At 60.3% G+C, this 23,351-nt stretch carries 17 protein-coding genes; 14 read left to right on the top strand and 3 right to left on the bottom strand.

Annotated elements, in window-relative coordinates; genetic code table 11:
• Positions 1 to 7 precede the first annotated feature (7 nt).
• The 6 genes from PSH69_RS18790 (at position 8) to PSH69_RS18765 (ending at position 10,474) form a co-directional block, all read left to right on the top strand.
• Positions 8 to 1,735, top strand: a complete 1,728-nt coding sequence (locus PSH69_RS18790; RefSeq protein ID WP_305409406.1) for an autotransporter assembly complex family protein — start codon at positions 8 to 10, stop codon at positions 1,733 to 1,735.
• A complete protein-coding gene (locus PSH69_RS18785; RefSeq protein ID WP_305409405.1) occupies positions 1,732 to 5,406 on the top strand; it encodes a translocation/assembly module TamB domain-containing protein in 3,675 nt (1,224 codons plus the stop codon). The genes PSH69_RS18790 and PSH69_RS18785 overlap by 4 nt, the downstream gene beginning before the upstream one ends.
• A 246-nt stretch (positions 5,407 to 5,652) precedes the next feature.
• Positions 5,653 to 6,132 carry a MarR family winged helix-turn-helix transcriptional regulator gene (locus PSH69_RS18780; protein WP_007940922.1) on the top strand — a complete coding sequence of 160 codons (480 nt, stop codon included), beginning with the start codon at positions 5,653 to 5,655 and terminating at the stop codon, positions 6,130 to 6,132.
• Entirely contained in the window at positions 6,122 to 7,591 is a 1,470-nt protein-coding gene (locus PSH69_RS18775) for an efflux transporter outer membrane subunit (RefSeq protein ID WP_305409404.1), read from the top strand. Before PSH69_RS18780 ends, PSH69_RS18775 begins: the two co-directional genes overlap by 11 nt.
• A gap of 15 nt (positions 7,592 to 7,606) precedes the next feature.
• Positions 7,607 to 8,815, top strand: coding sequence for an HlyD family efflux transporter periplasmic adaptor subunit (locus PSH69_RS18770; protein ID WP_305409403.1), 1,209 nt, complete (start codon positions 7,607 to 7,609; stop codon positions 8,813 to 8,815).
• A gap of 129 nt (positions 8,816 to 8,944) precedes the next feature.
• Positions 8,945 to 10,474: a DHA2 family efflux MFS transporter permease subunit gene (locus PSH69_RS18765; protein ID WP_305409402.1), complete on the top strand. Its 1,530-nt coding sequence runs from the start codon at positions 8,945 to 8,947 to the stop codon at positions 10,472 to 10,474.
• 37 nt (positions 10,475 to 10,511) lie between these two features.
• On the opposite strand, the gene lpxH is transcribed toward PSH69_RS18765, so the two are convergent.
• Both lpxH and PSH69_RS18755 read right to left on the bottom strand, forming a co-directional pair.
• Entirely contained in the window at positions 10,512 to 11,264 is a 753-nt protein-coding gene (gene lpxH, locus PSH69_RS18760) for a UDP-2,3-diacylglucosamine diphosphatase (protein WP_305409401.1), read from the bottom strand.
• Positions 11,261 to 11,764: a peptidylprolyl isomerase gene (locus PSH69_RS18755; RefSeq protein WP_064618823.1), complete on the bottom strand. Its 504-nt coding sequence runs from the start codon at positions 11,762 to 11,764 to the stop codon at positions 11,261 to 11,263. Before PSH69_RS18755 ends, lpxH begins: the two co-directional genes overlap by 4 nt.
• A gap of 261 nt (positions 11,765 to 12,025) precedes the next feature.
• Between PSH69_RS18755 and PSH69_RS18750 the strand changes: the two genes are divergently transcribed.
• Positions 12,026 to 13,723, top strand: a complete 1,698-nt coding sequence (locus PSH69_RS18750; protein ID WP_305409400.1) for a glutamine--tRNA ligase/YqeY domain fusion protein — start codon at positions 12,026 to 12,028, stop codon at positions 13,721 to 13,723.
• Between the two features lie 20 nt (positions 13,724 to 13,743).
• On the top strand, positions 13,744 to 15,126 hold the full coding sequence (gene cysS, locus PSH69_RS18745) for a cysteine--tRNA ligase (RefSeq protein WP_019580054.1): 1,383 nt from the start codon (positions 13,744 to 13,746) through the stop codon (positions 15,124 to 15,126).
• 110 nt (positions 15,127 to 15,236) lie between these two features.
• On the opposite strand, the gene PSH69_RS18740 is transcribed toward cysS, so the two are convergent.
• Positions 15,237 to 17,117 carry a sigma-54-dependent Fis family transcriptional regulator gene (locus PSH69_RS18740; protein WP_305409399.1) on the bottom strand — a complete coding sequence of 627 codons (1,881 nt, stop codon included), beginning with the start codon at positions 17,115 to 17,117 and terminating at the stop codon, positions 15,237 to 15,239.
• 281 nt (positions 17,118 to 17,398) lie between these two features.
• Between PSH69_RS18740 and PSH69_RS18735 the strand changes: the two genes are divergently transcribed.
• The 6 genes from PSH69_RS18735 to PSH69_RS18710 are packed head-to-tail and all read left to right on the top strand — an operon-like array spanning position 17,399 to position 23,335.
• On the top strand, positions 17,399 to 18,493 hold the full coding sequence (locus PSH69_RS18735) for an ABC transporter ATP-binding protein (protein ID WP_018925486.1): 1,095 nt from the start codon (positions 17,399 to 17,401) through the stop codon (positions 18,491 to 18,493).
• Positions 18,493 to 19,590 (top strand): ABC transporter ATP-binding protein, encoded by a 1,098-nt coding sequence (locus PSH69_RS18730; protein WP_305409398.1) that lies wholly within the window; start codon positions 18,493 to 18,495, stop codon positions 19,588 to 19,590. Before PSH69_RS18735 ends, PSH69_RS18730 begins: the two co-directional genes overlap by 1 nt.
• The gene (locus PSH69_RS18725) at positions 19,587 to 20,453 is read left to right on the top strand and encodes a carbohydrate ABC transporter permease (protein WP_018925488.1); all 867 of its coding nucleotides are present in this window, start codon (positions 19,587 to 19,589) and stop codon (positions 20,451 to 20,453) included. Before PSH69_RS18730 ends, PSH69_RS18725 begins: the two co-directional genes overlap by 4 nt.
• Before the next feature lie 8 nt (positions 20,454 to 20,461).
• Entirely contained in the window at positions 20,462 to 21,262 is an 801-nt protein-coding gene (locus tag PSH69_RS18720; RefSeq protein ID WP_105343966.1) for a carbohydrate ABC transporter permease, read from the top strand.
• 10 nt (positions 21,263 to 21,272) lie between these two features.
• Entirely contained in the window at positions 21,273 to 21,545 is a 273-nt protein-coding gene (locus tag PSH69_RS18715) for a DUF2160 domain-containing protein (RefSeq protein WP_105343964.1), read from the top strand.
• Between the two features lie 47 nt (positions 21,546 to 21,592).
• On the top strand, positions 21,593 to 23,335 hold the full coding sequence (locus PSH69_RS18710; protein WP_305409397.1) for an ABC transporter substrate-binding protein: 1,743 nt from the start codon (positions 21,593 to 21,595) through the stop codon (positions 23,333 to 23,335).
• Positions 23,336 to 23,351: the final 16 nt, after the last annotated feature.

The following is a 23,351-nucleotide window of genomic DNA, read 5'->3' as shown; positions in this document are numbered from 1 at the left end:
CGCGCCTATGAATGTTCCAGGAAGAATCACCAGCGGCCTGTTGTTGCTGTTATCCAGCTGCGCGGCGCTGGCGCAAAGTGAATTGGATGTGCGGATCAAACCGTCCAACGATGAACTGAAGGCCAATATAGAGGGCTATATCGGTAGCCTCGGCGATCGCGATGAAGAAGCCTTGCTGCGCTTCAGTCGCGGCGCCGAAGAACAGGCGCGCAAGGCCGCCCAGGCCTTGGGGTATTACCAGCCGCAAATCGACAGCGACGTGAAGGGCGGCAAGACGCCGCGCCTGGTGCTGAACATCGATCCCGGCGAGCCGATCCGTTTGCGTAACGTCACGATACGTGTCGACGGTCCTGCCGCCTCGCTCAAATCCTTTCGTGTGCCCAAAAGCGACCTGCTAATGCCAGGCGCGGTGCTTAACCATGGCCGTTACGAAGACGCCAAGCGGCTGATCCAGAACCAGGCCTCGCGTTTCGGCTTCTTCAGTGGGCGCTTCACTCGCCAGAAGCTGCTGGTGGACCCGCGTGCGGGCGTCGCCGATATCGAATTGATCTACGACAGCGGCCCGCGTTATGCGCTGGGCAAAGTCAGTTTTGAAGGCGACACGCCGTTCGACGAAGACCTGCTGCAACGCATGGTGCCGTTCAAGGCCGGTACGCCCTATGACTCGGAACTGATCGCCGAACTCAATCAGGCGCTGCAATCGAGCGGTTATTTCGAAGGCGTGCGCGTCGACGCGGCGCCAACGGCCTCCAAGGACGACGTGATCCCGGTGGCGGTCAAACTCGACACCCGCAAGCCACGAACCATGGGGCTCGGCTTGGGTTTTTCCACCGACGTCGGCCCGCGAATCAAGGCCAACTGGACCCGGCACTGGGTCAACCCGCAAGGCGACAGCTATGGCTGGGAAGCCGAACTGTCGGCACCGCGGCAGAACGTCGGGGTGTTTTACGACATTCCCCTGGACCCACCGCTGACCGACAAACTGCGCTGGGCCGCTGGCTATCAATATGAAGATATCGCTGGCACCGACTCCCGCAGCAAATTGCTGACCCTCGGTCCCGAATGGCACAGCAAGTTGCCCAGCGGCTGGCAGCGGGTGGTGTCGCTTAAATGGCAACGCGAGGAATACACACTCGGTGACGACTCGGGGCTCAGTACCTTGTTGATGCCCGGCGTGAGCTATTCGTACCTGAAAAGCGACAACCGCATCGATCCGCATAATGGCTATCGCCTGCAATTCGAAACCAAGGTCGCCAAGGAAGGATTGGGTTCGGACACCAACCTGGTGTATGGCACGGCATTGGTCAAAGGCCTGACCACGGTCTTCGATAAACACCGCTTCCTCGGTCGGGTGCAGGTCGGCGGCAGCGCCACCAACGGTTACAAATCGGTGCCGCCATCCTTACGCTTCTTCGCCGGTGGCGATCAGAGCGTGCGCGGTTACGATTACCAGAGCCTGTCCCCGGAGAACTCCGATGGCGACCGTATCGGTGGTCGCTACATGGTGGCCGGCAGCGTCGAGTATCAGTACTCCATCGCCGAAAAGTGGCGGGTCGCAACCTTCATCGACCAGGGCAACTCTTTCAACACCCTCGAACTGCCGAACCTGAAGACCGGCGTCGGTATTGGCGTACGCTGGGTTTCGCCGGTAGGACCAATTCGCCTCGACCTGGCCCACGCGATGGACGACGACGGCGGCATTCGACTGCACTTTTCCATGGGGCCTGAGCTGTGAAGCGTGGTTTGAAAATAACGCTGCTGGCGATCCCGGCGCTACTGATGCTGGTCGTGCTGGCCTTGATCATCGTGCTGGGTACGGCGACGGGCAGTCGCTGGGCGCTCGGGTTTGCGCCGGGTTTGACCGTGGAGAATTTCCAGGGCCGTTTGGGTGGACAGTGGAGCGCCGACCATCTGCTGTGGCAGCAGGACAACAGCCGGGTTGAGCTGAACCAGGCGATTTTCGCCTGGTCGCCGCTGTGCCTGACGCGCATGACGCTGTGCATCGAGCAATTGCAGGCTGAGCAGGTCAGCCTGCAATTTCCGCCAGGCGCAGAAGAGCAAAGCAGCGGGCCGATCAGCCTTCCGGACTTGAAGTTGCCGCTGGCCATCGAGTTGGGTGACGTCAAGGTCGGCCGTTTGCTGTTCAATGGCAGCGAAGAGCTCAAAGGCCTGCAACTGGCGGCGCACTGGACCGAACAGGGTTTGAAGATCGACTCGGTGCACTTGCAGCGGGATGAACTGAGCCTGAACCTGTCTGGCCTGTTGCAACCGATCGGCAACTGGCCGCTGACCGCCGAAGGCAAGCTGACCTTGCCGGCGCCGGGCACCGAACCCTGGGCACTGGCTTTGAAGGTCGACGGCGATCTGCTGAAAACCTTGAACCTGAAAGCCGACAGCAGCGGTTACCTGAACGGGCAGTTGACTGGCGAATTGCAGCCACTGGTGGAAAACCTGCCGGCAAAAGTGCGCATCACCGCTGACGGCTTCAAGGCCAGCGCCGAGCTGCCGGACACCCTGCAACTCAATCAACTGGAACTCACCGGCGACGGCGACCTGAAAAACGGCTACCAGTTGCTCGGCAAAGCCACGTTGCCCGCCGAACAAGGCCCGGTCGCGTTGTTGCTGCAAGGCAAGGTCGACGCCAAGGGCGCGCAAATCGCGGGTCTCGACCTGACCGCCAATGACAAACAAAGCCTCAAGCTCACCGGGCAACTGGACTGGAGCAAAGGCTTCAGTGCCGAAGCGAAAATCGACTGGCTGGATTTCCCCTGGCACCGCCTCTATCCGCTGATCGACGAGCCGCAAGTGGCACTGCGCAGCTTCAACGGTGAAGTCTCCTACACCGACGGCAACTACATCGGTAACTTCAAGGCCGCACTGGATGGCCCGGCCGGGGCGTTCAGCCTGAACAGCCCGTTCAGCGGCGACCTGAGCCAAATCCATCTGCCGCAATTCAAGCTCGAAGCCGGGCAGGGCAAGGCCGAAGGGCACCTGAACCTGCAATTTGCCGACGGCATCGCCTGGGATACCGCGCTGGACCTCTCGGCGATCAACCCGGCGTACTGGCTCGCGGAGTTGCCGGGTACCTTGGCGGGTCCGTTGCGCAGCAAAGGCGAGATGAAGAATGAAAGGCTCAGCCTGACCGCCGACCTGGACCTGAAAGGCAAACTGCGCGGGCAGCCGGCGGTGTTGCAAGCCAAGGCTGATGGCGGCGGCGAGCAATGGAACCTCAGCGCGTTGCAGATTCGCCTGGGTGACAACAGCATCAATGGCCAGGGCAGCCTGCAACAGAAACTCGCCGGCCAGATAGACATCAAAATGCCGCGCCTGGCCCAACTCTGGCCGCAACTGCGCGGCCAGCTCAATGGTCGGGTCAATGTCGCCGGCACGCTCAAGGCACCGCAAGGCAAGCTCGCCCTGCAAGGCACGCAACTGGTTTTCGAAGACAACCGCCTGCAAAGCCTCAATCTGGATGCCACCCTCGACAGTGCCCAACGGGCGAAGATCGACCTCAAGGGCAGCGGCATTCAGACCGGCGACACGTCACTGGGCACCTTGACCGCCAGCGGCCAGGGCGACATCAAAAACCAGAAGCTGACCCTCGACCTGCAAGGACCGAAACTGAAACTGGCGCTCGGTCTCGACGGCGCGTTGGATAAAGGTAACTGGCGCGGGCGTCTGGCCAGTGGCGATATCCAGGCCGGTGGTCAGGACTGGAAGCTGCAAAACCCGGCCAGGCTCGAACGGCTGGCGGACGGCAAAATCAACTTCGGTGCCCATTGCTGGATGTCCGGCCCGGCCAGCCTGTGTGGCGAAGACCAGCGCTTGATGCCCGAGCCAAAGCTGCGTTACCACCTCAAGCAGTTCCCGATCGACAGCCTGGCGCAATGGCTGCCGAAGGATTTTGCCTGGCAGGGCCGGCTCAACGCCGACCTGCAACTGGACTTGCCGGCCAGCGGCCCGAACGGCCAGATCAGCGTCGATGCCAGCGGCGGCACGTTGCGCATGAAGGAAAAGGATCAGTGGCTGGACTTCCCGTACCAGACCCTGAAACTCACCAGCAAACTCACGCCAAAACGCATCGATACCGACCTCAGCTTCGTCGGTGGCAAGCTTGGTGAGCTGATGCTCCAGGCGCAGATCAACCCGTTGCCGAAGAACAAACCGCTGACCGGCTCATTCCGCCTCAATGGCCTGGATTTATCGGTGGCGCGGCCGTTTGTGCCGATGGTCGAGAAACTCACCGGGCATTTGAACGGCAGCGGCACGCTGTCTGGCGGGTTGTTGGCGCCGCAGGTCAACGGCAACCTTGAGCTGCGCGACGGTGAAATCTCCGGGCCGGAACTGCCGATGGTGCTCCAGGCCCTGCAACTGCAAGCGGTGATTGCCGGCGAAACCGTGCAACTGAACGGCGGCTGGAAAAGCGGCAAGAGCGGGCAGGGCAGTCTCAATGGCAACATCGCCTGGGGCCAGGCACTGGTGGTGGATCTGGCGCTCAAGGGCTCGCAGTTGCCGGTCACCGTCGAACCCTACGCCGCGCTGGAAGTCGCGCCGGACCTGAAAATCTCCATGAAGGACGACAAACTGGCAATCGTCGGCAAGGTGTTGGTGCCCAAGGGCGAGATCACTGTGCGGGAACTGCCGCCGTCGACGGTCAAGGTCTCCAATGACACGGTGATCGTCGGTCAGCAGACCGAAGAGGGCAAACCGCCGATGGCCATGGCGATGGACATCGATGTGGTGGTGGGGGAGGACAAGCTGAGCTTTGCCGGCTTCGGCCTGACCGCCAACCTGCAAGGTCATGTGCACATCGGCGACAACATGGACACCCGCGGCGAGCTGTGGCTCAACGACGGGCGTTATCGCGCCTATGGCCAGCGCCTGACCGTGCGCCGGGCCCGCTTGCTGTTTGCCGGTCCCATCGATCAGCCGTACCTGGACATCGAAGCGATTCGCCAGACCGACGACGTGATCGCCGGCATTCGCTTGAGCGGCAGTGCCGAGCAGCCGACCACGCAGATCTTTTCCGAGCCGGCGATGAGTCAGGAGCAGGCGTTGTCCTATCTGGTGCTGGGGCGTCCTCTGAGTACCACCGGTGAAGACAACAACATGCTCGCCCAGGCCGCCCTTGGCTTGGGTTTGATGGGCAGCTCCGGGGTCACCAGCGGGTTGGCCAAGGACCTGGGCATTCAGGACTTCCAGCTCGATACCCAAGGCAGCGGCAACACCACCAGTGTGGTGGCCAGCGGCAACATCTCCGAGAAGCTCAGCCTGCGTTATGGCGTAGGCGTGTTTGAACCGGCCAACACCATCGCCTTGCGTTACAAACTGAGTAAAAAGGTCTACCTCGAAGCCGCCAGCGGCGTGGCCAGTTCGCTGGACATCTTCTACAAGCGGGATTTCTAACTCCGCTTTCCCTTAAAGATCGTTCCCATGCTCTGCATGGGAACGCAGCCCGGGACGCTCCGCGTCCCTTCCAGAGCCGAACGCAGAGCGTCCGTTGAAACATTCCCACGCAGAGCGTGGGAACGATCGGTCGTGCGCCTTTTATCAGTTGAATACAAAGCATCCTAACTATTACTTTGACATTGGCTGCCTAGGCAGTAATATCTCGACATACATTCACTGCCTAGGCAGCTAATTGGTGGTCCGATGAAACACTTCTCCTCATACGATTTCCACAATTGCCATCTCGGCCTGTTGCTCGGACGTGCCGCGCTGCTCAAGGACCGAATCATCGACACGCACATGGAACCCCACGGCATCACCGCCGCGCAGTTCAAAGTGCTGATCATCATGGCCCAGTTCGGCGTCGATACCCCGGCCGAGCTGTGCCGACACCTGTCGCTGGACAGCGGTTCGATGACCCGCATGCTCGATCGTCTGGAACAGAAAGGTTTCCTCGCCCGCCAACGCTCCGAAGCAGACCGCCGTCAGGTGCAACTGGTGTTGACCGAACAAGGCCAACAATTGACTGACCAGCTGCCGCAGATCGGTGCCGATGCCATGAACGAACTGGCCGGCGCCATCACCCCGGAAGAATTGAAAACCCTGGAACACATCCTGAAGAAAATTCTGGTAGCGGCGGGTGACTCGATCACTCTGCTGCGGGTAGGTGGCCATGAACAGTAAACGCCTGCGTACCGGACTGAGCCTGGTGCTGTTGGCCATGAGCGTCGCCGGTTGCGCCAGCTACAGCGGCCTGACCACTGAAGGCGTCAGCCTCGATGCGAAGAACCTCAAGGCCGGGCAGTCGCTCAATGGCGTGACCCTGACACCCGCCGCATGGCCGAAAAGCGATTGGTGGAAAAGCCTCGGCGACCCGCAGCTCGACGGCTTGATCCGCGAAGCCCTGCACGACAGCCCCGACATGCAAATCGCCGACGCCCGTGCTCACCAGGCCAGTGCTGCCGCCTATGCCGCCGACGCTGCGCGGATGCCCACCCTCGATGCCAACGCCGGTGTCAGCCGTTCGCGTCTGGCTCGCGATAAAGACCCGAGCGGGCAGGGTGGAACGTATTCCACCGTGCGTAACCTCGGCGCCAGCTTCAATTACACCTTCGACCTCTGGGGCGGCCAGCGCGATGCCTGGGAAGCCGCATTGGGCCAGGCCCGCGCCGCCGAAGTCGATCAGCAGGCCGCGCAACTGACCTTGTCCGCCGACGTCGCCCGCGCCTACAGCGATCTGGGGCAGGCACACATCATCCATGACCTGGCCAGCGAAGACCTCAAACGCACCAAACAAATGCTCGACCTCAGCCAGCGTCGCCTGAGCTCGGGGATCGACAGTCAGTACCAGTTCCAGCAAACCGAAAGCCTTGAAGCCAGCGCCGAAGCCAGCCTGATCGACGCCGAGAAACGCCTGCAAAGCGCGAAAATCGCCTTGGCGGTGCTGCTGGGCAAAGGCCCGGATCGCGGCAACGAAATCGCCCGGCCGAAAGTCCTTCAGGCCAGCGCCGTCGCGTTGCCATCGGTGTTACCAGCGGAATTGCTCGGTCGTCGCCCGGACCTGGTGGCGGCACGCTGGCGGGTTGAGGCTGCGAGCAAAAATATCGCGGCGAGCAAGACCCGGTTCTACCCCAACCTCAACCTGAGCGCGGCGGCCGGTGTCGAGTCGTTGCTGGGGGATGCGATGTTCGGTTCCGCCAGTCGTTTCTTCAACATCGCTCCGACGATCTCGGTGCCGATTTTCGACGGCGGCCGCCTGCGTGCCGACCTCGATTCCCGCGACGCCGATTACGACCTCGCGGTGGCGCAGTACAACAAAAGCCTGGTGAAAGCTTTAGGCGATGTCAGCGACACCATCAACCAGTTGCACGATATCGGCCGGCAAATCGGTGCCCAGCAACACGCCACCGACATCGCCCAGGATTCTTACAACACCGTGGTCCAGCGCTACGGTTCCGGCATCGGCAACTACCTCGACGTGCTCAGCATCGAGCAGCAATTGCTCCAGGCCCAGCGTCAGCTGGCCAACCTGAATGCCGAGCAGATCGACCTGTCGATCCAACTGATGCAGGCGCTGGGTGGCGGTTTTCAGGGCGAAACCCTGACCGCCGCCAACGCAACCCCAGCCACGCAGCACAACTAATTCAAGGTACTTGTCATGGCCACTGCCGATACAACTCCAACCCCAACTCCTGACAACGGTCAAGACACGAGCAACCCGCGCAAGCGCAAAGTGATGCTGTTTGTCCTGACGATCATGGTGATCCTCGCCGGAGCCGGCGTCTGGGGTTATCACCAATTCTTCGGCCGCTGGAGCGAAAGCACCGACGACGCCTACGTGAACGGCAACGTGGTGGAAATCACTCCGCTGGTCACCGGCACCGTGGTCAGCATCGGCGCCGACGACGGCGATTTGGTCCACGAAGGCCAGGTGCTGATCAACTTCGACCCGAACGACGCCGAAGTCGGTCTGCAAAGCGCCCAGGCCAACCTGGCCCGCACCGTGCGCCAGGTGCGCGGTTTGTATAGCAACGTCGACGGCATGAAAGCCCAGGTCAATGCACAGCAGGCCGAAGTGCAAAAGGCTCAGGACAACTTCAATCGGCGCAAGAACCTCGCTGCCGGCGGGGCGATTTCCCAGGAAGAGCTGTCCCACGCCCGTGATGATCTAACCTCGGCGCAGAACGCCCTGGCCAACGCCCAACAACAGCTCAAGACCACCAGCGCGCTGGTCGATGACACCGTGGTGTCGTCGCACCCGGACGTGATGGCCGCCGCCGCGCAAGTGCGTCAGGCGTACCTGAACAATGCCCGCAGCACCTTGATTGCGCCGGTCACCGGTTATGTCGCCAAACGTACCGTGCAACTCGGTCAGCGGGTTCAGCCGGGCACGGCGCTGATGGCGGTGATCCCGCTGGATCAGCTGTGGATCGACGCCAACTTCAAGGAAACCCAACTGCGTGACATGCGCATTGGTCAGCCGGTGGACATTGAAGCCGATCTCTACGGTAGCAACGTCAAATACAGCGGCACCATCGACAGCCTCGGTGCCGGGACCGGCAGCGCGTTTGCCTTGCTGCCGGCGCAGAACGCGACTGGGAACTGGATCAAGATCGTGCAGCGGGTGCCGGTGCGAATTCACATCAATGCCGAAGAGCTGGCCAAGCACCCGTTGCGGGTCGGCCTGTCGACTCAGGTCGAGGTGAACCTGCGCGACCAGAGCGGTCCGGTGCTGGCGCAGCAGCCACCGCAAAAGGCTTCGTTCAGTACCAATGTGTATGACCGTCAATTGGTCGAGGCCGACGCGATGATCACCCAATTGATCCACGATAACAGCGCCGCGGTCAGCAAAACCGCGCACCGCTGATGCGCCATCACACCGACCCTGTGGGAGCGAGCTCCCTCTCCACAAAGCTCACTCCCACAAGGTCAGCTGCGTCAGTAACAGGCGCTGTGCCAATCCCGCTCCAAAAAATTCAGCTCCAAAGGATTCGCGATGAGCCATAACGACTCTTTCTCGCCGCCCAGTCTGGTGCTCAGCACCATCGGCCTGTCGCTGGCGACGTTCATGCAAGTGCTCGACACCACCATCGCCAACGTGGCCTTGCCGACGATTTCCGGCAACCTGGGCGTGAGTTCGGAGCAGGGCACCTGGGTGATCACCTCGTTTGCCGTGAGCAACGCCATCGCGCTGCCGCTGACCGGTTGGCTCAGCCGACGTTTCGGTGAAGTGAAACTGTTTCTCTGGGCGACGATGCTGTTCGTGCTGGCGTCTTTTCTGTGCGGTATCTCGACCTCGATGCCGGAGCTGATCGGCTTTCGGGTACTGCAAGGCCTGGTGGCCGGGCCGTTGTACCCGATGACCCAGACGCTGTTGATCGCGGTCTATCCGCCCGCCAGGCGCGGCATGGCCCTGGCGTTGCTGGCGATGGTCACGGTGGTGGCGCCGATTGCCGGTCCCATCCTCGGCGGCTGGATCACCGACAGCTACAGCTGGCCGTGGATCTTCTTCATCAACGTGCCGATCGGGGTCTTCGCCGTGATGGTGGTGCGCCAGCAACTCAAGGCGCGTCCGGTGGAGACCAGTTACCAGCCGATGGATTACGTGGGGCTGATCACCTTGATCATTGGGGTGGGTGCATTGCAGGTGATCCTCGACAAGGGCAACGACCTGGACTGGTTCGAGTCGAATTTCATCATCATCGGCGCGGCTATTTCGGTAATTGCGCTGGCGGTGTTCGTGATCTGGGAAATGACCGACAAACACCCTGTGGTCAATCTGCGGTTGTTCGCCTACCGCAACTTTCGCATCGGCACCATCGTGCTGGTGGGCGGATACGCCGGGTTCTTCGGCATCAACCTGATCCTGCCGCAATGGCTGCAAACCCAGATGGGCTACACGGCCACCTGGGCCGGTCTGGCGGTAGCACCGATCGGCATTCTGCCGGTGGTGTTGTCGCCGTTTGTCGGTAGGTACGCGCACAAATTCGACCTGCGATTGCTGGCCGGTGGCGCATTCCTGTGCATCGGCTTGAGTTGCTTCATGCGCGCCGGGTTTACCAACGAAGTGGACTTCCAGCACATCACCCTGGTGCAGCTGTTCATGGGCATTGGCATGGCGCTGTTCTTCATGCCGACCTTGAGCATTTTGATGTCGGACCTGCCGCCTGGCCAGATTGCCGACGGCGCGGGGCTGGCGACATTCCTGCGGACCCTGGGCGGTAGTTTTGCGGCGTCGTTGACCACCTGGATCTGGATTCGCCGGGCCGATCAGCACCATGCGTATCTGAGTGAAAGCATCACTACCTATGAGCCGGCGACCCGGGAGGCGTTGAACACGCTGGGCGGGGCAGGCAACCCGGCCTACGCGCAACTGGATCATGTGCTGACCAGCCAGGCGTACATGCTCTCCACCGTGGATTACTTCACGTTGCTGGGGTGGGCGTTCATGGGCTTGATTCTGCTGGTATGGCTGGCGAAACCGCCGTTTGCGGCGAAGGCGGGGCCGGCTGCTTCCGGCCACTGAGGCAGGAAGATCGTTCCCACGCAGAGCGTGGGAACGATCAGGCTGAAGGTGCTGCCAATTGCGGTGGCGGGGTGAAATCAAACGGCGCCAACGCAAACCCTTGCTCATCCACCTGCAACGCCCAGCCCTGACGGTCCCAATCTCCCAGCACAATGCGCTTGGCCGCCTGCTCGCCAATCTGCAACTTGTGGATGGCGGGGCGATGGGTGTGGCCGTGGATCAAGGTTTTCACACCATATTGCTGCATGACCCGCGGCACTTCTTCCGGCGTGACATCGACGATGTCATTGGCCTTCATCCGCGTTTGCACACGGCTTTCACTGCGCAACTTGCGCGCCAGCTTATGCCGGGTGCCCAAGGGCAGATGGCGCAGGATGAACAGGGTGATCGGGTTACGCAGGTAGCGCCGCAGCTTCATATAACCTACGTCGCGGGTGCAAAGGCTGTCGCCGTGCATCAACAGCACCGGCTCGCCGTAAAACTGCACGACACTCGGATCTTTGAGCAAGGTACAGCCGGCCGCTTTGCAGAAGGCCTTGCCGAGCATGAAGTCGCGATTGCCGTGCATCAGGAAAATGGCCGTGCCGCTGTCGCTCAAATTACGCAGGGCCTGGCAGATGGAACGCTGGAAGGCAGTCATGGCATCGTCGCCAATCCACGCCTCGAAAAAGTCGCCCAGAATGTACAACGCACTCGCCGAGCGGGCGCGTCCAGCGAGCAAATCCAGAAACGCCCGGGTAATGTCCGGGCGCTCCTCTTCCAGATGCAAGTCTGAAATCAGCAGTATCACTCAATGATCTCGGCTTTCTCGATGATCACGTCGTCTGCAGGTACGTCCTGGTGACCGGCCTTGGAGGTGGTGGCCACGCCTTTGATCTTGTCGACGACGTCGGTGCCTTCAACCACTTCGCCGAATACCGCGTAGCCCCAGCCCTGAACGGTCTTGGCGCTGTGGTTCAGGAAGCTGTTGTCAGCCACGTTGATGAAGAATTGCGCGGAAGCCGAATGCGGCTCCATGGTGCGGGCCATGGCAACGCTGTACTTCTTGTTCGGCAGGCCGTTGTCGGCTTCGTTCTGGATGCTTGGGCGCTTGTCTTTCTTTTCTTTCATGCCAGGCTCGAAACCGCCGCCCTGGATCATGAAGTTACCGATGACGCGGTGGAAAACAGTGTTTTCGTAGTGACCGGCCTTGACGTATTCGATGAAGTTGGCAACGGTCAGCGGTGCCTTTTCAGCGTTCAGTTGCAGAACGATGTCGCCGAAGTTGGTAGACAGTTTGACTTGAGTCATGATCAGTACTCTTTATAGGAATTCGTGGGTTAGGGGCGCTTTGGCCCTCAACCGGTCCGGCCAGTGTCGGCCAAGGTGCGCAGTTTAGCGTGCCGGACGCGAATTTCGAGGCTGTTTTTCATCGGCAGCCGATTAAATGCAACCGATTGCCGGCCCGCTCTGTCAGCTACTTGACAGCATCGGCTATGATAAGCCCCTTTGATTTATAACAGCCGCTTTGATTTGGCCAACTGGCCGCGCACTTGTACGTTCAAGGATCCTATGAGCAAGCCCACTGTCGACCCTACCTCGAATTCCAAGACCGGCCCTGCCGTGCCGGTCAATTTCCTGCGCCCGATCATCCAGGCGGACCTGGACTCGGGTAAGCACACGCAGATCGTTACCCGTTTCCCGCCCGAGCCCAACGGCTACCTGCACATTGGTCACGCCAAGTCGATCTGTGTGAACTTCGGCCTGGCCCAGGAGTTCGGCGGCGTCACGCACCTGCGTTTCGACGACACCAACCCGGCCAAGGAAGACCAGGAATACATCGACGCGATCGAAAGCGACGTCAAATGGCTGGGCTTCGAATGGTCCGGTGAAGTGCGCTACGCCTCGCAGTATTTCGACCAGTTGCACGACTGGGCGGTAGAGCTGATCAAGGCCGGCAAGGCCTATGTCGACGACCTGACCCCTGAACAGGCCAAGGAATACCGTGGCAGCCTGACCGAGCCGGGCAAGAACAGCCCGTTCCGCGATCGCTCGGTTGAGGAAAACCTCGACCTGTTCGCTCGCATGAAGGCCGGCGAATTCAAGGACGGTGCACGCGTGCTGCGGGCCAAGATCGACATGGCCTCGCCGAACATGAACCTGCGCGACCCGATCATGTATCGCATCCGTCATGCCCATCACCACCAGACCGGCGACAAGTGGTGCATCTACCCGAACTACGACTTCACCCACGGTCAGTCGGACGCCATCGAAGGCATCACCCACTCGATCTGCACCCTGGAGTTCGAAAGCCATCGTCCACTGTATGACTGGTTCCTCGACAACCTGGCAGTACCGGCGCACCCGCGTCAGTACGAATTCAGCCGTCTGAACCTGAACTACACCATCACCAGCAAGCGCAAGCTCAAGCAACTGGTCGATGAAAAGCACGTCAATGGCTGGGACGATCCGCGCATGTCCACGCTGTCGGGCTTCCGCCGCCGTGGCTACACACCGAAATCGATCCGCAACTTCTGCGAAATGATCGGCACCAACCGTTCCGACGGCGTGGTGGATTTCGGCATGCTCGAATTCAGCATCCGTGACGACCTCGACCACAGCGCCCCGCGCGCCATGTGCGTGCTGCGTCCGCTGAAAGTCGTGATCACCAACTACCCGGAAGGTCAGGTCGAAAACCTCGAACTGGCGTGCCACCCGAAAGAAGACATGGGCGTGCGCGTTTTGCCGTTCGCCCGTGAGCTCTACATCGACCGTGAAGACTTCATGGAAGAGCCGCCGAAGGGCTACAAGCGCCTGGAGCCGAACGGCGAAGTGCGTCTGCGCGGCAGCTACGTGATCCGTGCCGACGAAGCGATCAAGGATGCCGACGGCAACATCGTCGAACTGCGTTGCTCGTACGATCCGGACACCCTGGGCAAGAACCCTGAAGGCCGCAAGGTCAAAGGCGTGGTGCACTGGGTGCCGGCTGCGGCCAGCGTCGAGTGCGAAGTACGTCTGTACGATCGTCTGTTCCGTTCTCCGAACCCGGAGAAGGCCGAAGACAGCGCCAGTTTCCTGGACAACATCAACCCTGACTCACTGCAAGTCCTCACCGGTTGTCGTGCTGAACCCTCGTTGGGCAACGCACAGCCGGAAGACCGTTTCCAGTTCGAGCGCGAAGGTTACTTCGTCGCGGATATCAAGGACTCGAAACCGGGCGCTCCGGTATTCAACCGTACCGTGACCCTGCGTGATTCGTGGGGCCAGTGATCAAGTCTTAAGGAACCGTCGTGCTTACGATCTACAACACGCTCACCAAGAGCAAAGAAGTCTTCAAGCCGCTGGATGGCAACAAGGTGCGCATGTACGTCTGCGGGATGACCGTATATGACTACTGCCACCTGGGCCACGGCCGCAGCATGGTCGCGTTCGACCTGGTGACCCGCTGGTTGCGGTTCAGCGGTTACGACCTGACCTACGTGCGCAACATCACCGATATCGACGACAAGATCATCAATCGGGCCAACGAGAACGGCGAGTCGTTCGAGGCCTTGACCGAGCGCATGATCGCGGCGATGCACGAAGATGAAGCGCGCCTGAACATCAAAAAACCGGACATGGAGCCGCGTGCCACGGATCACATCCCGGGAATGCACGCGATGATCCAGACCCTGATCGACAAGGGCTACGCCTACGCACCGGGCAATGGCGACGTGTACTACCGCGTCGCTAAGTTCATGGGCTACGGCAAGCTGTCGCGCAAGAAGATCGAAGACCTGCGCATCGGCGCACGAATCGAAGTCGATGAGTCGAAACAGGACCCGCTGGACTTCGTGCTGTGGAAAGGCGCCAAGCCGGGCGAACCGAGCTGGCCATCGCCGTGGGGCGACGGTCGTCCGGGCTGGCACATCGAGTGCTCGGTGATGTCCACCTGCTGCCTGGGCGAGACCTTCGACATTCATGGTGGCGGCAGCGACCTCGAGTTCCCGCACCACGAAAACGAAATCGCCCAGAGCGAGGCGGCCACCGGCAAGACCTACGCCAACGCGTGGATGCACTGCGGCATGATTCGCATCAATGGCGAGAAGATGTCCAAGTCGTTGAACAACTTCTTCACCATTCGCGACGTGCTCGACAAGTACCACCCGGAAGTCGTGCGTTACCTGCTGGTGTCGAGCCACTACCGCAGCGCGATCAACTATTCGGAAGACAACCTCAAGGACGCCAAGGGCGCCCTCGAGCGTTTCTACCATGCGTTGAAAGGCCTGCCGAAAGTGGCACCTGCTGGCGGCGAAGCCTTCGTCGAGCGTTTCACCCAGGTGATGAACGACGACTTCGGCACGCCGGAAGCCTGTGCGGTGCTGTTCGAGATGGTCCGCGAGATCAACCGTCTGCGCGAGAGCGATCTGGATGCGGCGGCCGGTCTGGCGGCGCGCTTGAAAGAGCTGGCCAGCGTGCTGGGCGTGTTGCAGCTTGAAGCCGATGACTTCCTGCAGGCCGGCGCTGAAGGGCGGGTCGATGCGGCTGAGGTCGATGCTCTGATCCAGGCGCGCCTGACCGCTCGTGCCAACAAGGACTGGGCCGAATCCGACCGCATCCGCGACCAGCTCACCGCCATGGGCGTGGTGCTGGAAGACGGCAAGGGCGGCACGACCTGGCGTCTGGCTGACTGATGATCGTTCCCACGCTCTGCGTGGGAATGCCTCAATGGACGCTCCGCGTCCGCTTTGGTATGGGACGCAGAGCGTCCCGGGCTGCATTCCCACGCGGAGCGTGGGAATGATCAACCCTCCAATTGGCGCAACCGCTTGTAAAGGGTATTGCGACTCACCCCCAACCGCCGCGCCAAGTGCGAAATATTTCCCCCAGCCGCCTGCAATTGCCGATTCAATGCCTCCGCATCATTCAAATCAACGGCTATCGGCTCCGGCGTATCCACCGGCTCCATCTCCAGATCGACAAAAAAATCATCCGGCAAATGCTCCGGCCGCACCGGTTGTTCCTCGGCCATGGCCAACGCCACCTGCATCACGCTGCTGACCTGACGCAAATTCCCCGGCCACGGATGACGGCTGAACAGTTCCAGCACCTCGGGGCTCAACCCGGCCCATTGCGACGGTTCGCGGTGTTGTTCCCACAAGCGCTTGAACAGTGCCTGCTTGTCGCTGCGTTCCCTGAGCGGTGGCAGCTCCAGAGTCAAACCACCGATGCGGTAATACAAATCCTCACGAAACCGCCCCAACTGCACCTGCTCGCGCAATGAGCGGTTGGTCGCCGAGATGATCCGGATGTCCACCGGGAACAACTCGCTGCTACCCACCGGTTGTACGCAACGTTCCTGCAACACCCGCAGCAGCCGGGCTTGGGTCGGTAACGGCATGTCGCCGATTTCATCGAGGAACAGGGTGCCTTTGTCGGCCTTGCGGATCAGGCCGATGCTGCCTTTCTGGTTGGCGCCGGTGAATGCGCCTTTCTCGTAGCCAAACAGCTCGGACTCCACCAGTTCGGCGGGAATCGCTGCACAGTTGACGGCAATGAACGGTTGTTTGCTGCGTGAGCTGGCGTGGTGCAGGGCTTTGACGAAGACTTCCTTGCCGACCCCGGTTTCCCCGTGGATCAACAATGGAATGTCCTTCTCCAGCAAACGTTCGGCCTGGCGCACGGCTTTTTCCACGCGGCTGTCGCCAAAGTGCAGGGTGTTGAGGCTGATCGCGGCGGGCGCTGCCAGGGCGGGCTCAGTGCACTTTATTTCAGGGCTTTTCGTTTCAGTGCTCTTTTTTTCTGCAAACAGCCGCGCCTGAATCGACGCCTGTTTCGGTCGTTTCAGCACGCACTGGAAACGGTTGCTTCCCGAGGCTTGCAGGGAAAACGGCAGGCCGTCCGGCTGATTCAGCAGTTCCATCAACGAGACTTTGAACAGGCTTTCGACGCTGACCCGCGACAGGCTGATGCCCAGCAGATTGTCGGCCCGGCGGTTGGCCGACAGTACCTGACCGGTTTCATCGAAGATCAGCATCCCGGCCCATTGGCTGTCGAGGTTGTTCAACCCGGTGTTGAAGGTCAGTTGGAAATGCTGGCCGTGGAACAGGTTGAGGATCAGCCGGTTCTCCACGGTCTGGCTCATCATCTTGACCATGCCCAGGGTGTGGGAGGGCGGCAGGTAGCTGTCGCTGGACACATCCAGCACCGCGATCATCTTGCGCTCTGCATCGAAAATCGGCGCGGCGGAACCGGTCATGAAGCGGTTGGCCTTGAGGAAATGTTCATCGTGCTCGATGTGCACGGCCTGCTCGCAGGCCAACGCGGTGCCGATCGCATTGGTCCCGCTGCAATGCTCCATCCAGCTGGCGCCGACGCTGAAACCGCGGGTCAGGCTCGGCTCGATGAAACGCTGGGTACCCCACGACGTCAGCACCTGGCCGTGATTGTCGGCGAGCATGATCAGGCAATTGGAGTTGCTGAGGATGTTTTCGTAATACGGCAGGACTTCCTGATGGGTGGTCTGCACCAGGGAATGCTGGCTCTCCAGCAAGTGGGCGATGCCATCGGCCGGCAGTTGGTCGAACGCCGGAGCGCTCTGATGATCGAGCCCGAACGCGCGGCAGCGGGACCAGGAGTCCTGGATGATGGCGTCGTGGGAGCGCTTTGAGACAGGTACGGCCATGGCGGTCGATCTCTGGGCAAGCTTTTATTGTTTTTATGGGTTTTGCATCACGTGAGGGCCACGCAGAAAACATCCGTAGAGTGTTGTTCACATTTGTTCATTGTCAATCGTTGAATTGTTCAGTTGTTCATTCGTGGTTGTTCATTTCTGTTCAGCAACGAAGGCGATTTTTATCTTGCTTGAGGGGATTCCCAGTCAAATCAAGCGCTTGAGATTTCTGGCACGAATGTCGCTGTAGTGCTCCGGTCGCTTGACTCAAAAAATAAAAAAAAGGCCGAGCCATGTCACTAATCCTGGAGCACGTCAGCCGCACCATCGAAGGCCAGACCTGGATCGACGATGCGTGCCTTAATTTCGAACCCGGATCCTTCAACGTTTTGCTCGGTCGCACGCTGTCCGGCAAAACCAGCCTCATGCGCCTGATGGCCGGTCTGGACAAGCCCGATAGCGGCCGCATCCTGATGAACGGCGTGGATGTCACCCAGCGCCCGGTGCGTTTGCGCAACGTGTCGATGGTCTATCAGCAGTTCATCAATTACCCGACCATGACGGTGTTCGAGAACATCGCCTCGCCGCTGCGTCAGGGTGGCGTTGCCAATGAGCTGATCCAGAGCAAGGTGCTGGAAACCGCGAAGATGCTGCGCATCGAGAAGTTCCTCCAGCGCCATCCGTTGGAGCTCTCCGGCGGCCAGCAACAGCGCACGGCCATGGCCCGGGCGCTGGTCAAGGACGCCGAGCTGATTCTGTTCGACGAGCCGCTGGTCAACCTTGACTACAAGCTGCGCGAGGAGCTGCGCCAGGAAATGCGCGAGCTGTTCAAGGCGCGCAATACCATCGCGATTTACGCCACCACCGAACCCAACGAAGCCCTGGCGCTGGGCGGCACCACGACGATTCTTCACGAAGGTCGGGTGATTCAGAGCGGCAAGTCCTCCGAGGTGTATCACCAGCCGCAAACCGTGCTGGCGGCGGAGTTGTTCTCCGAGCCACCGATCAACCTGATGCCGGGGCGCATTGCCGGCAACGAAGTCAGTTTCGCCAATTTCGTGCACTTTCCGTTGAACGTCGATCTGCGCCCGGTGGGCGAGGGCGAGTTCCGTTTCGGCGTGCGCCCCAGCCACATCTCGCTGGTGCCGAGCAACGACGATGACCTGGAACTGGCGGTGACCGTCGAGGTGGCCGAGATCAGCGGTTCGGAAACCTTCCTGCACGTGCGCAACGAGTATTTCCTGTTGGTGCTGCACCTGCCGGGGGTGCACGAATACGACGTCGATGCGCCGATCCGCATCTATATACCGACCCATAAACTGTTTGTGTTCGATATGCAGGGGCGGCTGGTCCAGGCGCCCGGTCGCCGCATTGCGAGGGTTGCCTGATGGCCGAAATCCGATTGCAGAACCTTGCCCACAGCTATACCCACACGCCGGCCGGCCCCGAGGATTACGCGATCCGCGAAATGGATCACGTCTGGGAGCAGGGCGGCGCTTATGCGCTGCTTGGCCCTTCGGGGTGCGGCAAGTCGACCTTGCTCAACATCATTTCCGGGTTGCTCAGCCCGTCCCAGGGCCAGGTGTTGTTCGACAGTAAAGTGGTCAACGAACTGACCCCGGAAAAGCGCAACATCGCCCAGGTTTTCCAGTTCCCGGTGGTCTACGACACCATGACAGTGTTCGACAACCTGGCCTTCCCGCTGCGCAATCAGGGCATGGTCGAAGCGAAAATCTACAGCAAGGTGCATGAAATCGCCGAAGTCCTCGACCTTCAGGCATTGCTGCACAAGAAGGCGCGCAACCTCACCGCCGATGAAAAACAGAAAGTCTCCATGGGCCGTGGGCTGGTGCGCGATGACGTGTCGGCGATCCTCTTCGATGAACCGTTGACGGTAATCGACCCGCACCTGAAGTGGAAGCTGCGGCGCAAGCTCAAGCAGATCCACGAGCAGTTCAACATCACCATGGTCTACGTCACCCACGATCAGCTCGAAGCTTCGACCTTCGCCGACAAGATCGCAGTGATGTATGGCGGGCAGATCGTGCAGTTCGGTACGCCACGGGAATTGTTCGAGCGGCCGAGCCACACCTTTGTCGGCTATTTCATCGGCAGCCCGGGGATGAACCTGATCGAGGTTCAACCGCAACCCGGCGGTGTCGGTTTTGCCGGGACTCACTTGCCGTTGTCCGAAGCGATGCAGAAACAAATCGCCGACACCGAATGGAAAACCCTGAAGGTCGGCATCCGTCCGGAGTTCGTTCATGTGTGGGAGGAGGCCTTTGATGACGCGTTGCAGGCAAAGGTCGTACACGTCGAAGACCTAGGCACCTACAAGATCATGACCCTGAACCTCGACGGCGTTCTGCTGAAAGTACGCCTGGCCGAAGACAAACCGGTGCCCGATGGCACGGCGTACATCAGTTTTCCGGCCCAGTGGTTGATGGTCTATGCCGATGATTACCTGCTGGAGGTGCTGCCATGAACAAGGTGCAGAACAACAAGGCCTGGTGGCTGGTGCTGCCGGTGTTCCTGCTGGTGGCATTCAGTGCGGTGATCCCGATGATGACCGTGGTCAACTACTCGGTGCAGGACATCTTCGACCAGTCCAGCCGCTACTTCGTCGGCGCCGACTGGTACAAGCAGGTGCTGCTCGATCCACGCCTGCATGCGTCTTTGCTGCGTCAGTTCATCTACTCCGGCTGCGTGTTATTGATCGAAATCCCGTTGGGCATCGCCATCGCCCTGACCATGCCGATCAAGGGCCGCTGGTCGTCGGTGGTGCTGATCATTCTGGCGATTCCGCTGCTGATTCCATGGAACGTGGTCGGCACCATCTGGCAGATCTTCGGTCGCGCCGATATCGGCCTGCTCGGGTCGAGCCTCAACGGCATGGGCATCAGCTACAACTATGCGGCCAACACCATGGATGCCTGGGTCACGGTGCTGGTGATGGATGTGTGGCACTGGACGTCGCTGGTGGCGTTGTTGTGTTTCTCCGGTCTGCGAGCGATTCCGGACGTGTACTACCAGGCGGCGCGGATCGATCGGGCGTCGGCCTGGGCGGTGTTCCGACACATCCAGTTGCCCAAGCTCAAGAGCGTGCTGCTGATCGCGGTGATGCTGCGGTTCATGGACAGTTTCATGATCTACACCGAGCCGTTCGTGCTGACCGGTGGCGGTCCGGGCAATGCCACGACCTTCTTGAGTCAGACTTTGACCCAAATGGCCGTAGGCCAATTCGATCTGGGCCCGGCGGCAGCTTTCTCGCTGGTGTACTTCCTGATCATCCTGTTGGTGTCGTGGCTGTTTTACACCGCCATGACTCACTCTGACGCCAATCGGTGAGGCCCGCCATGAGCAAGAGAAAGCTGATCCCGCTGCTGATCTACATCCTGTTCCTTTTGGTGCCGATTTACTGGCTGTTGAACATGTCCTTCAAGAGCAACACCGAAATCCTCGGCGGCCTGACGCTGTTTCCCCAGGATTTCACCTTCGCCAACTACAAGGTGATCTTCACCGACCCGAGCTGGTACACCGGCTACCTCAACTCGGCGTACTACGTCAGCATGAACACGATCATTTCCCTGACCGTGGCGTTGCCGGCGGCCTATGCGTTTTCCCGTTACCGCTTTCTCGGTGACAAGCACCTGTTTTTCTGGCTGCTGACCAACCGCATGGCACCGCCGGCGGTGTTCCTGCTGCCGTTCTTCCAGCTGTATTCCTCGATCGGGTTGTTCGACACGCACATCGCGGTGGCGTTGGCTCACTGTCTGTTTAACGTGCCGCTGGCGGTGTGGATTCTTGAGGGCTTCATGTCTGGTGTCCCCAAGGAAATCGACGAAACGGCCTACATCGACGGCTACAGCTTTCCCAAGTTCTTCGTGAAGATTTTCGTCCCGCTGATCGGTTCCGGGATCGGTGTCACGGCGTTTTTCTGCTTCATGTTTTCCTGGGTCGAACTGTTGCTGGCGCGAACCCTGACGTCGGTGAACGCCAAACCCATCGCCGCGGTGATGACCCGTACGGTCTCGGCGTCGGGCATCGACTGGGGCGTGCTGGCGGCAGCGGGGGTGTTGACCATCCTGCCGGGCATGCTGGTGATCTGGTTTGTTCGCAACCATGTGGCCAAGGGCTTTGCCCTGGGCCGGGTATGAGGAACTGATGATGGAATGGATGAGTTGGACCGGCCCGACGGCGGCGTTCTTCGGCGTCATCGCCTTGATCCTGGTGGGCATGACGACCTGGGAGTTGCGTTCGCCAAGCATTCTTCGAAAAGGTTTTCTGCCGATTGCCACCACCCGTGGCGATCGCTTGTTTATCGGTCTTCTCGGCAGCGCCTACCTGCATTTGCTGGTAATCGGCGTCACCGACTGGAGCATCTGGATAGCGTTCGCGTTGTCCCTGGTGTGGCTGTTGGCTGTGATGCGTTGGGGCTAGTCGAATCGCTCGGCAATCGTGCTCCAAAACCTAAACAGGAGGTCTCTATGTTCGACAAAAACAATAAGCTGCGACATAGCATTTCATTGGCAGCCATGCTGGCACTCAGCGGTTTGAGCGCATCGGCCTGGGCTGATGCCTACGAAGACGCTGCGAAAAAATGGATCGGCAGCGAATTCAAACCGTCCACCCTGACGGCCGATCAGCAACTCGCGGAATTGAAGTGGTTCATCAAGGCGGCCGAGCCGTTTCGCGGGATGGACATCAAGGTTGTCTCGGAAACCCTGACCACCCATGAATACGAGTCCAAGGTGCTGGCCAAGGCCTTCACCGAGATCACCGGCATCAAGGTTACCCACGACCTGCTGCAAGAAGGCGATGTGGTGGAAAAGCTGCAGACCGTGATGCAGTCGGACAAGAGCATCTATGACGGCTGGGTCAACGACTCGGACCTGATCGGCACCCATTTCCGTTACGGCAAGACCGAAGCCATTACCGACCTGATGGCCAATGAAGGTAAAAACTTCACCTCGCCGACCCTCGACATCAAGGACTTCATCGGCACTTCCTTCACCACCGCGCCCGATGGCAAGCTCTATCAATTGCCCGATCAACAGTTCGCCAACCTCTACTGGTTCCGCGCCGACTGGTTCGAGCGCCCGGAGCTGAAAGCCAAGTTCAAGGAAAAGTATGGGTATGAACTGGGCGTGCCGGTGAACTGGTCTGCCTATGAAGACATCGCCAAATTCTTCAGCGAAGACGTCAAGGAAATCGACGGCAAGCGGGTCTACGGGCACATGGACTACGGCAAGAAAGACCCGTCCCTGGGCTGGCGCTTTACCGATGCCTGGTTCTCCATGGCCGGTGGCGGTGACAAGGGCTTGCCCAACGGTTTGCCGGTGGATGAGTGGGGCATTCGTGTCGAAGACTGTCATCCGGTCGGCTCCAGCGTGACCCGCGGAGGCGATACCAACGGCCCGGCAGCGGTTTTTGCCACCACCAAATACGTCGACTGGCTGAAGAAGTACGCGCCACCGGAAGCGGCGGGCATGACCTTCTCCGAATCCGGCCCGGTGCCGTCCCAGGGCAACATTGCCCAGCAGATTTTCTGGTACACCGCGTTCACCGCCGACATGACCAAACCGGGCCTGCCGGTGGTGAATGCCGACGGTACGCCGAAGTGGCGTATGGCGCCGTCGCCGAGAGGGCCGTACTGGGAAGAGGGGATGAAGCTTGGGTATCAGGACGTGGGTTCCTGGACATTCATGAAGTCCACGCCCGAGAAACAGAAACTCGCGGCCTGGTTGTACGCGCAGTTCGTGACCTCGAAAACCGTGTCGCTGAAGAAAACCATCGTCGGCCTGACACCGATCCGCGAGTCGGACATCAACTCTCAAGCGATGACCGACCTCGCGCCGAAGCTCGGTGGCCTGGTCGAGTTCTATCGCAGCCCGGCGCGGGTGCAATGGACACCGACCGGCACCAACGTGCCGGACTATCCGCGTCTGGCACAGTTGTGGTGGAGCCACATCGCCGAAGCCGCCAGCGGCGAGAAAACCCCGCAACAGGCGCTCGATGGTCTGGCCAAGGATCAGGACGCGATCATGACCCGTCTGGAACGCTCCAAGGCCCAGGCCACTTGCGCGCCGAAAATGAACGCCGAACGCGACGCGCAATACTGGTTCGACCAACCGGGCGCACCGAAGCCGAAACTGGCCAACGAGAAGCCCAAGGGTGAAACCGTGAGCTATGCCGAACTGCTGAAATCGTGGGAGGTGGCGCGTAAGTAACAGATCGGCCTGCGAC

Source organism: Pseudomonas sp. FP1740 (genome assembly GCF_030687165.1).
Lineage (GTDB): Bacteria > Pseudomonadota > Gammaproteobacteria > Pseudomonadales > Pseudomonadaceae > Aquipseudomonas.
This window is presented reverse-complemented; position numbering and strand designations above follow the sequence as displayed.

Coding starts and splice junctions, on each gene's coding strand:
- PSH69_RS18765 (WP_305409402.1), top strand. CDS start 8,945: ATGAGCCATAACGACTCTTTCTCGCCGCCCAGTCTGGTGCTCAGCACC.
- PSH69_RS18735 (WP_018925486.1), top strand. CDS start 17,399: ATGTCACTAATCCTGGAGCACGTCAGCCGCACCATCGAAGGCCAGACC.
- PSH69_RS18790 (WP_305409406.1), top strand. CDS start 8: ATGAATGTTCCAGGAAGAATCACCAGCGGCCTGTTGTTGCTGTTATCC.
- PSH69_RS18720 (WP_105343966.1), top strand. CDS start 20,462: ATGAGCAAGAGAAAGCTGATCCCGCTGCTGATCTACATCCTGTTCCTT.
- PSH69_RS18740 (WP_305409399.1), bottom strand. CDS start 17,117: ATGGCCGTACCTGTCTCAAAGCGCTCCCACGACGCCATCATCCAGGAC.
- PSH69_RS18775 (WP_305409404.1), top strand. CDS start 6,122: ATGAACAGTAAACGCCTGCGTACCGGACTGAGCCTGGTGCTGTTGGCC.
- PSH69_RS18715 (WP_105343964.1), top strand. CDS start 21,273: ATGGAATGGATGAGTTGGACCGGCCCGACGGCGGCGTTCTTCGGCGTC.
- PSH69_RS18710 (WP_305409397.1), top strand. CDS start 21,593: ATGTTCGACAAAAACAATAAGCTGCGACATAGCATTTCATTGGCAGCC.
- PSH69_RS18755 (WP_064618823.1), bottom strand. CDS start 11,764: ATGACTCAAGTCAAACTGTCTACCAACTTCGGCGACATCGTTCTGCAA.
- PSH69_RS18780 (WP_007940922.1), top strand. CDS start 5,653: ATGAAACACTTCTCCTCATACGATTTCCACAATTGCCATCTCGGCCTG.
- PSH69_RS18750 (WP_305409400.1), top strand. CDS start 12,026: ATGAGCAAGCCCACTGTCGACCCTACCTCGAATTCCAAGACCGGCCCT.
- PSH69_RS18725 (WP_018925488.1), top strand. CDS start 19,587: ATGAACAAGGTGCAGAACAACAAGGCCTGGTGGCTGGTGCTGCCGGTG.
- PSH69_RS18730 (WP_305409398.1), top strand. CDS start 18,493: ATGGCCGAAATCCGATTGCAGAACCTTGCCCACAGCTATACCCACACG.
- PSH69_RS18770 (WP_305409403.1), top strand. CDS start 7,607: ATGGCCACTGCCGATACAACTCCAACCCCAACTCCTGACAACGGTCAA.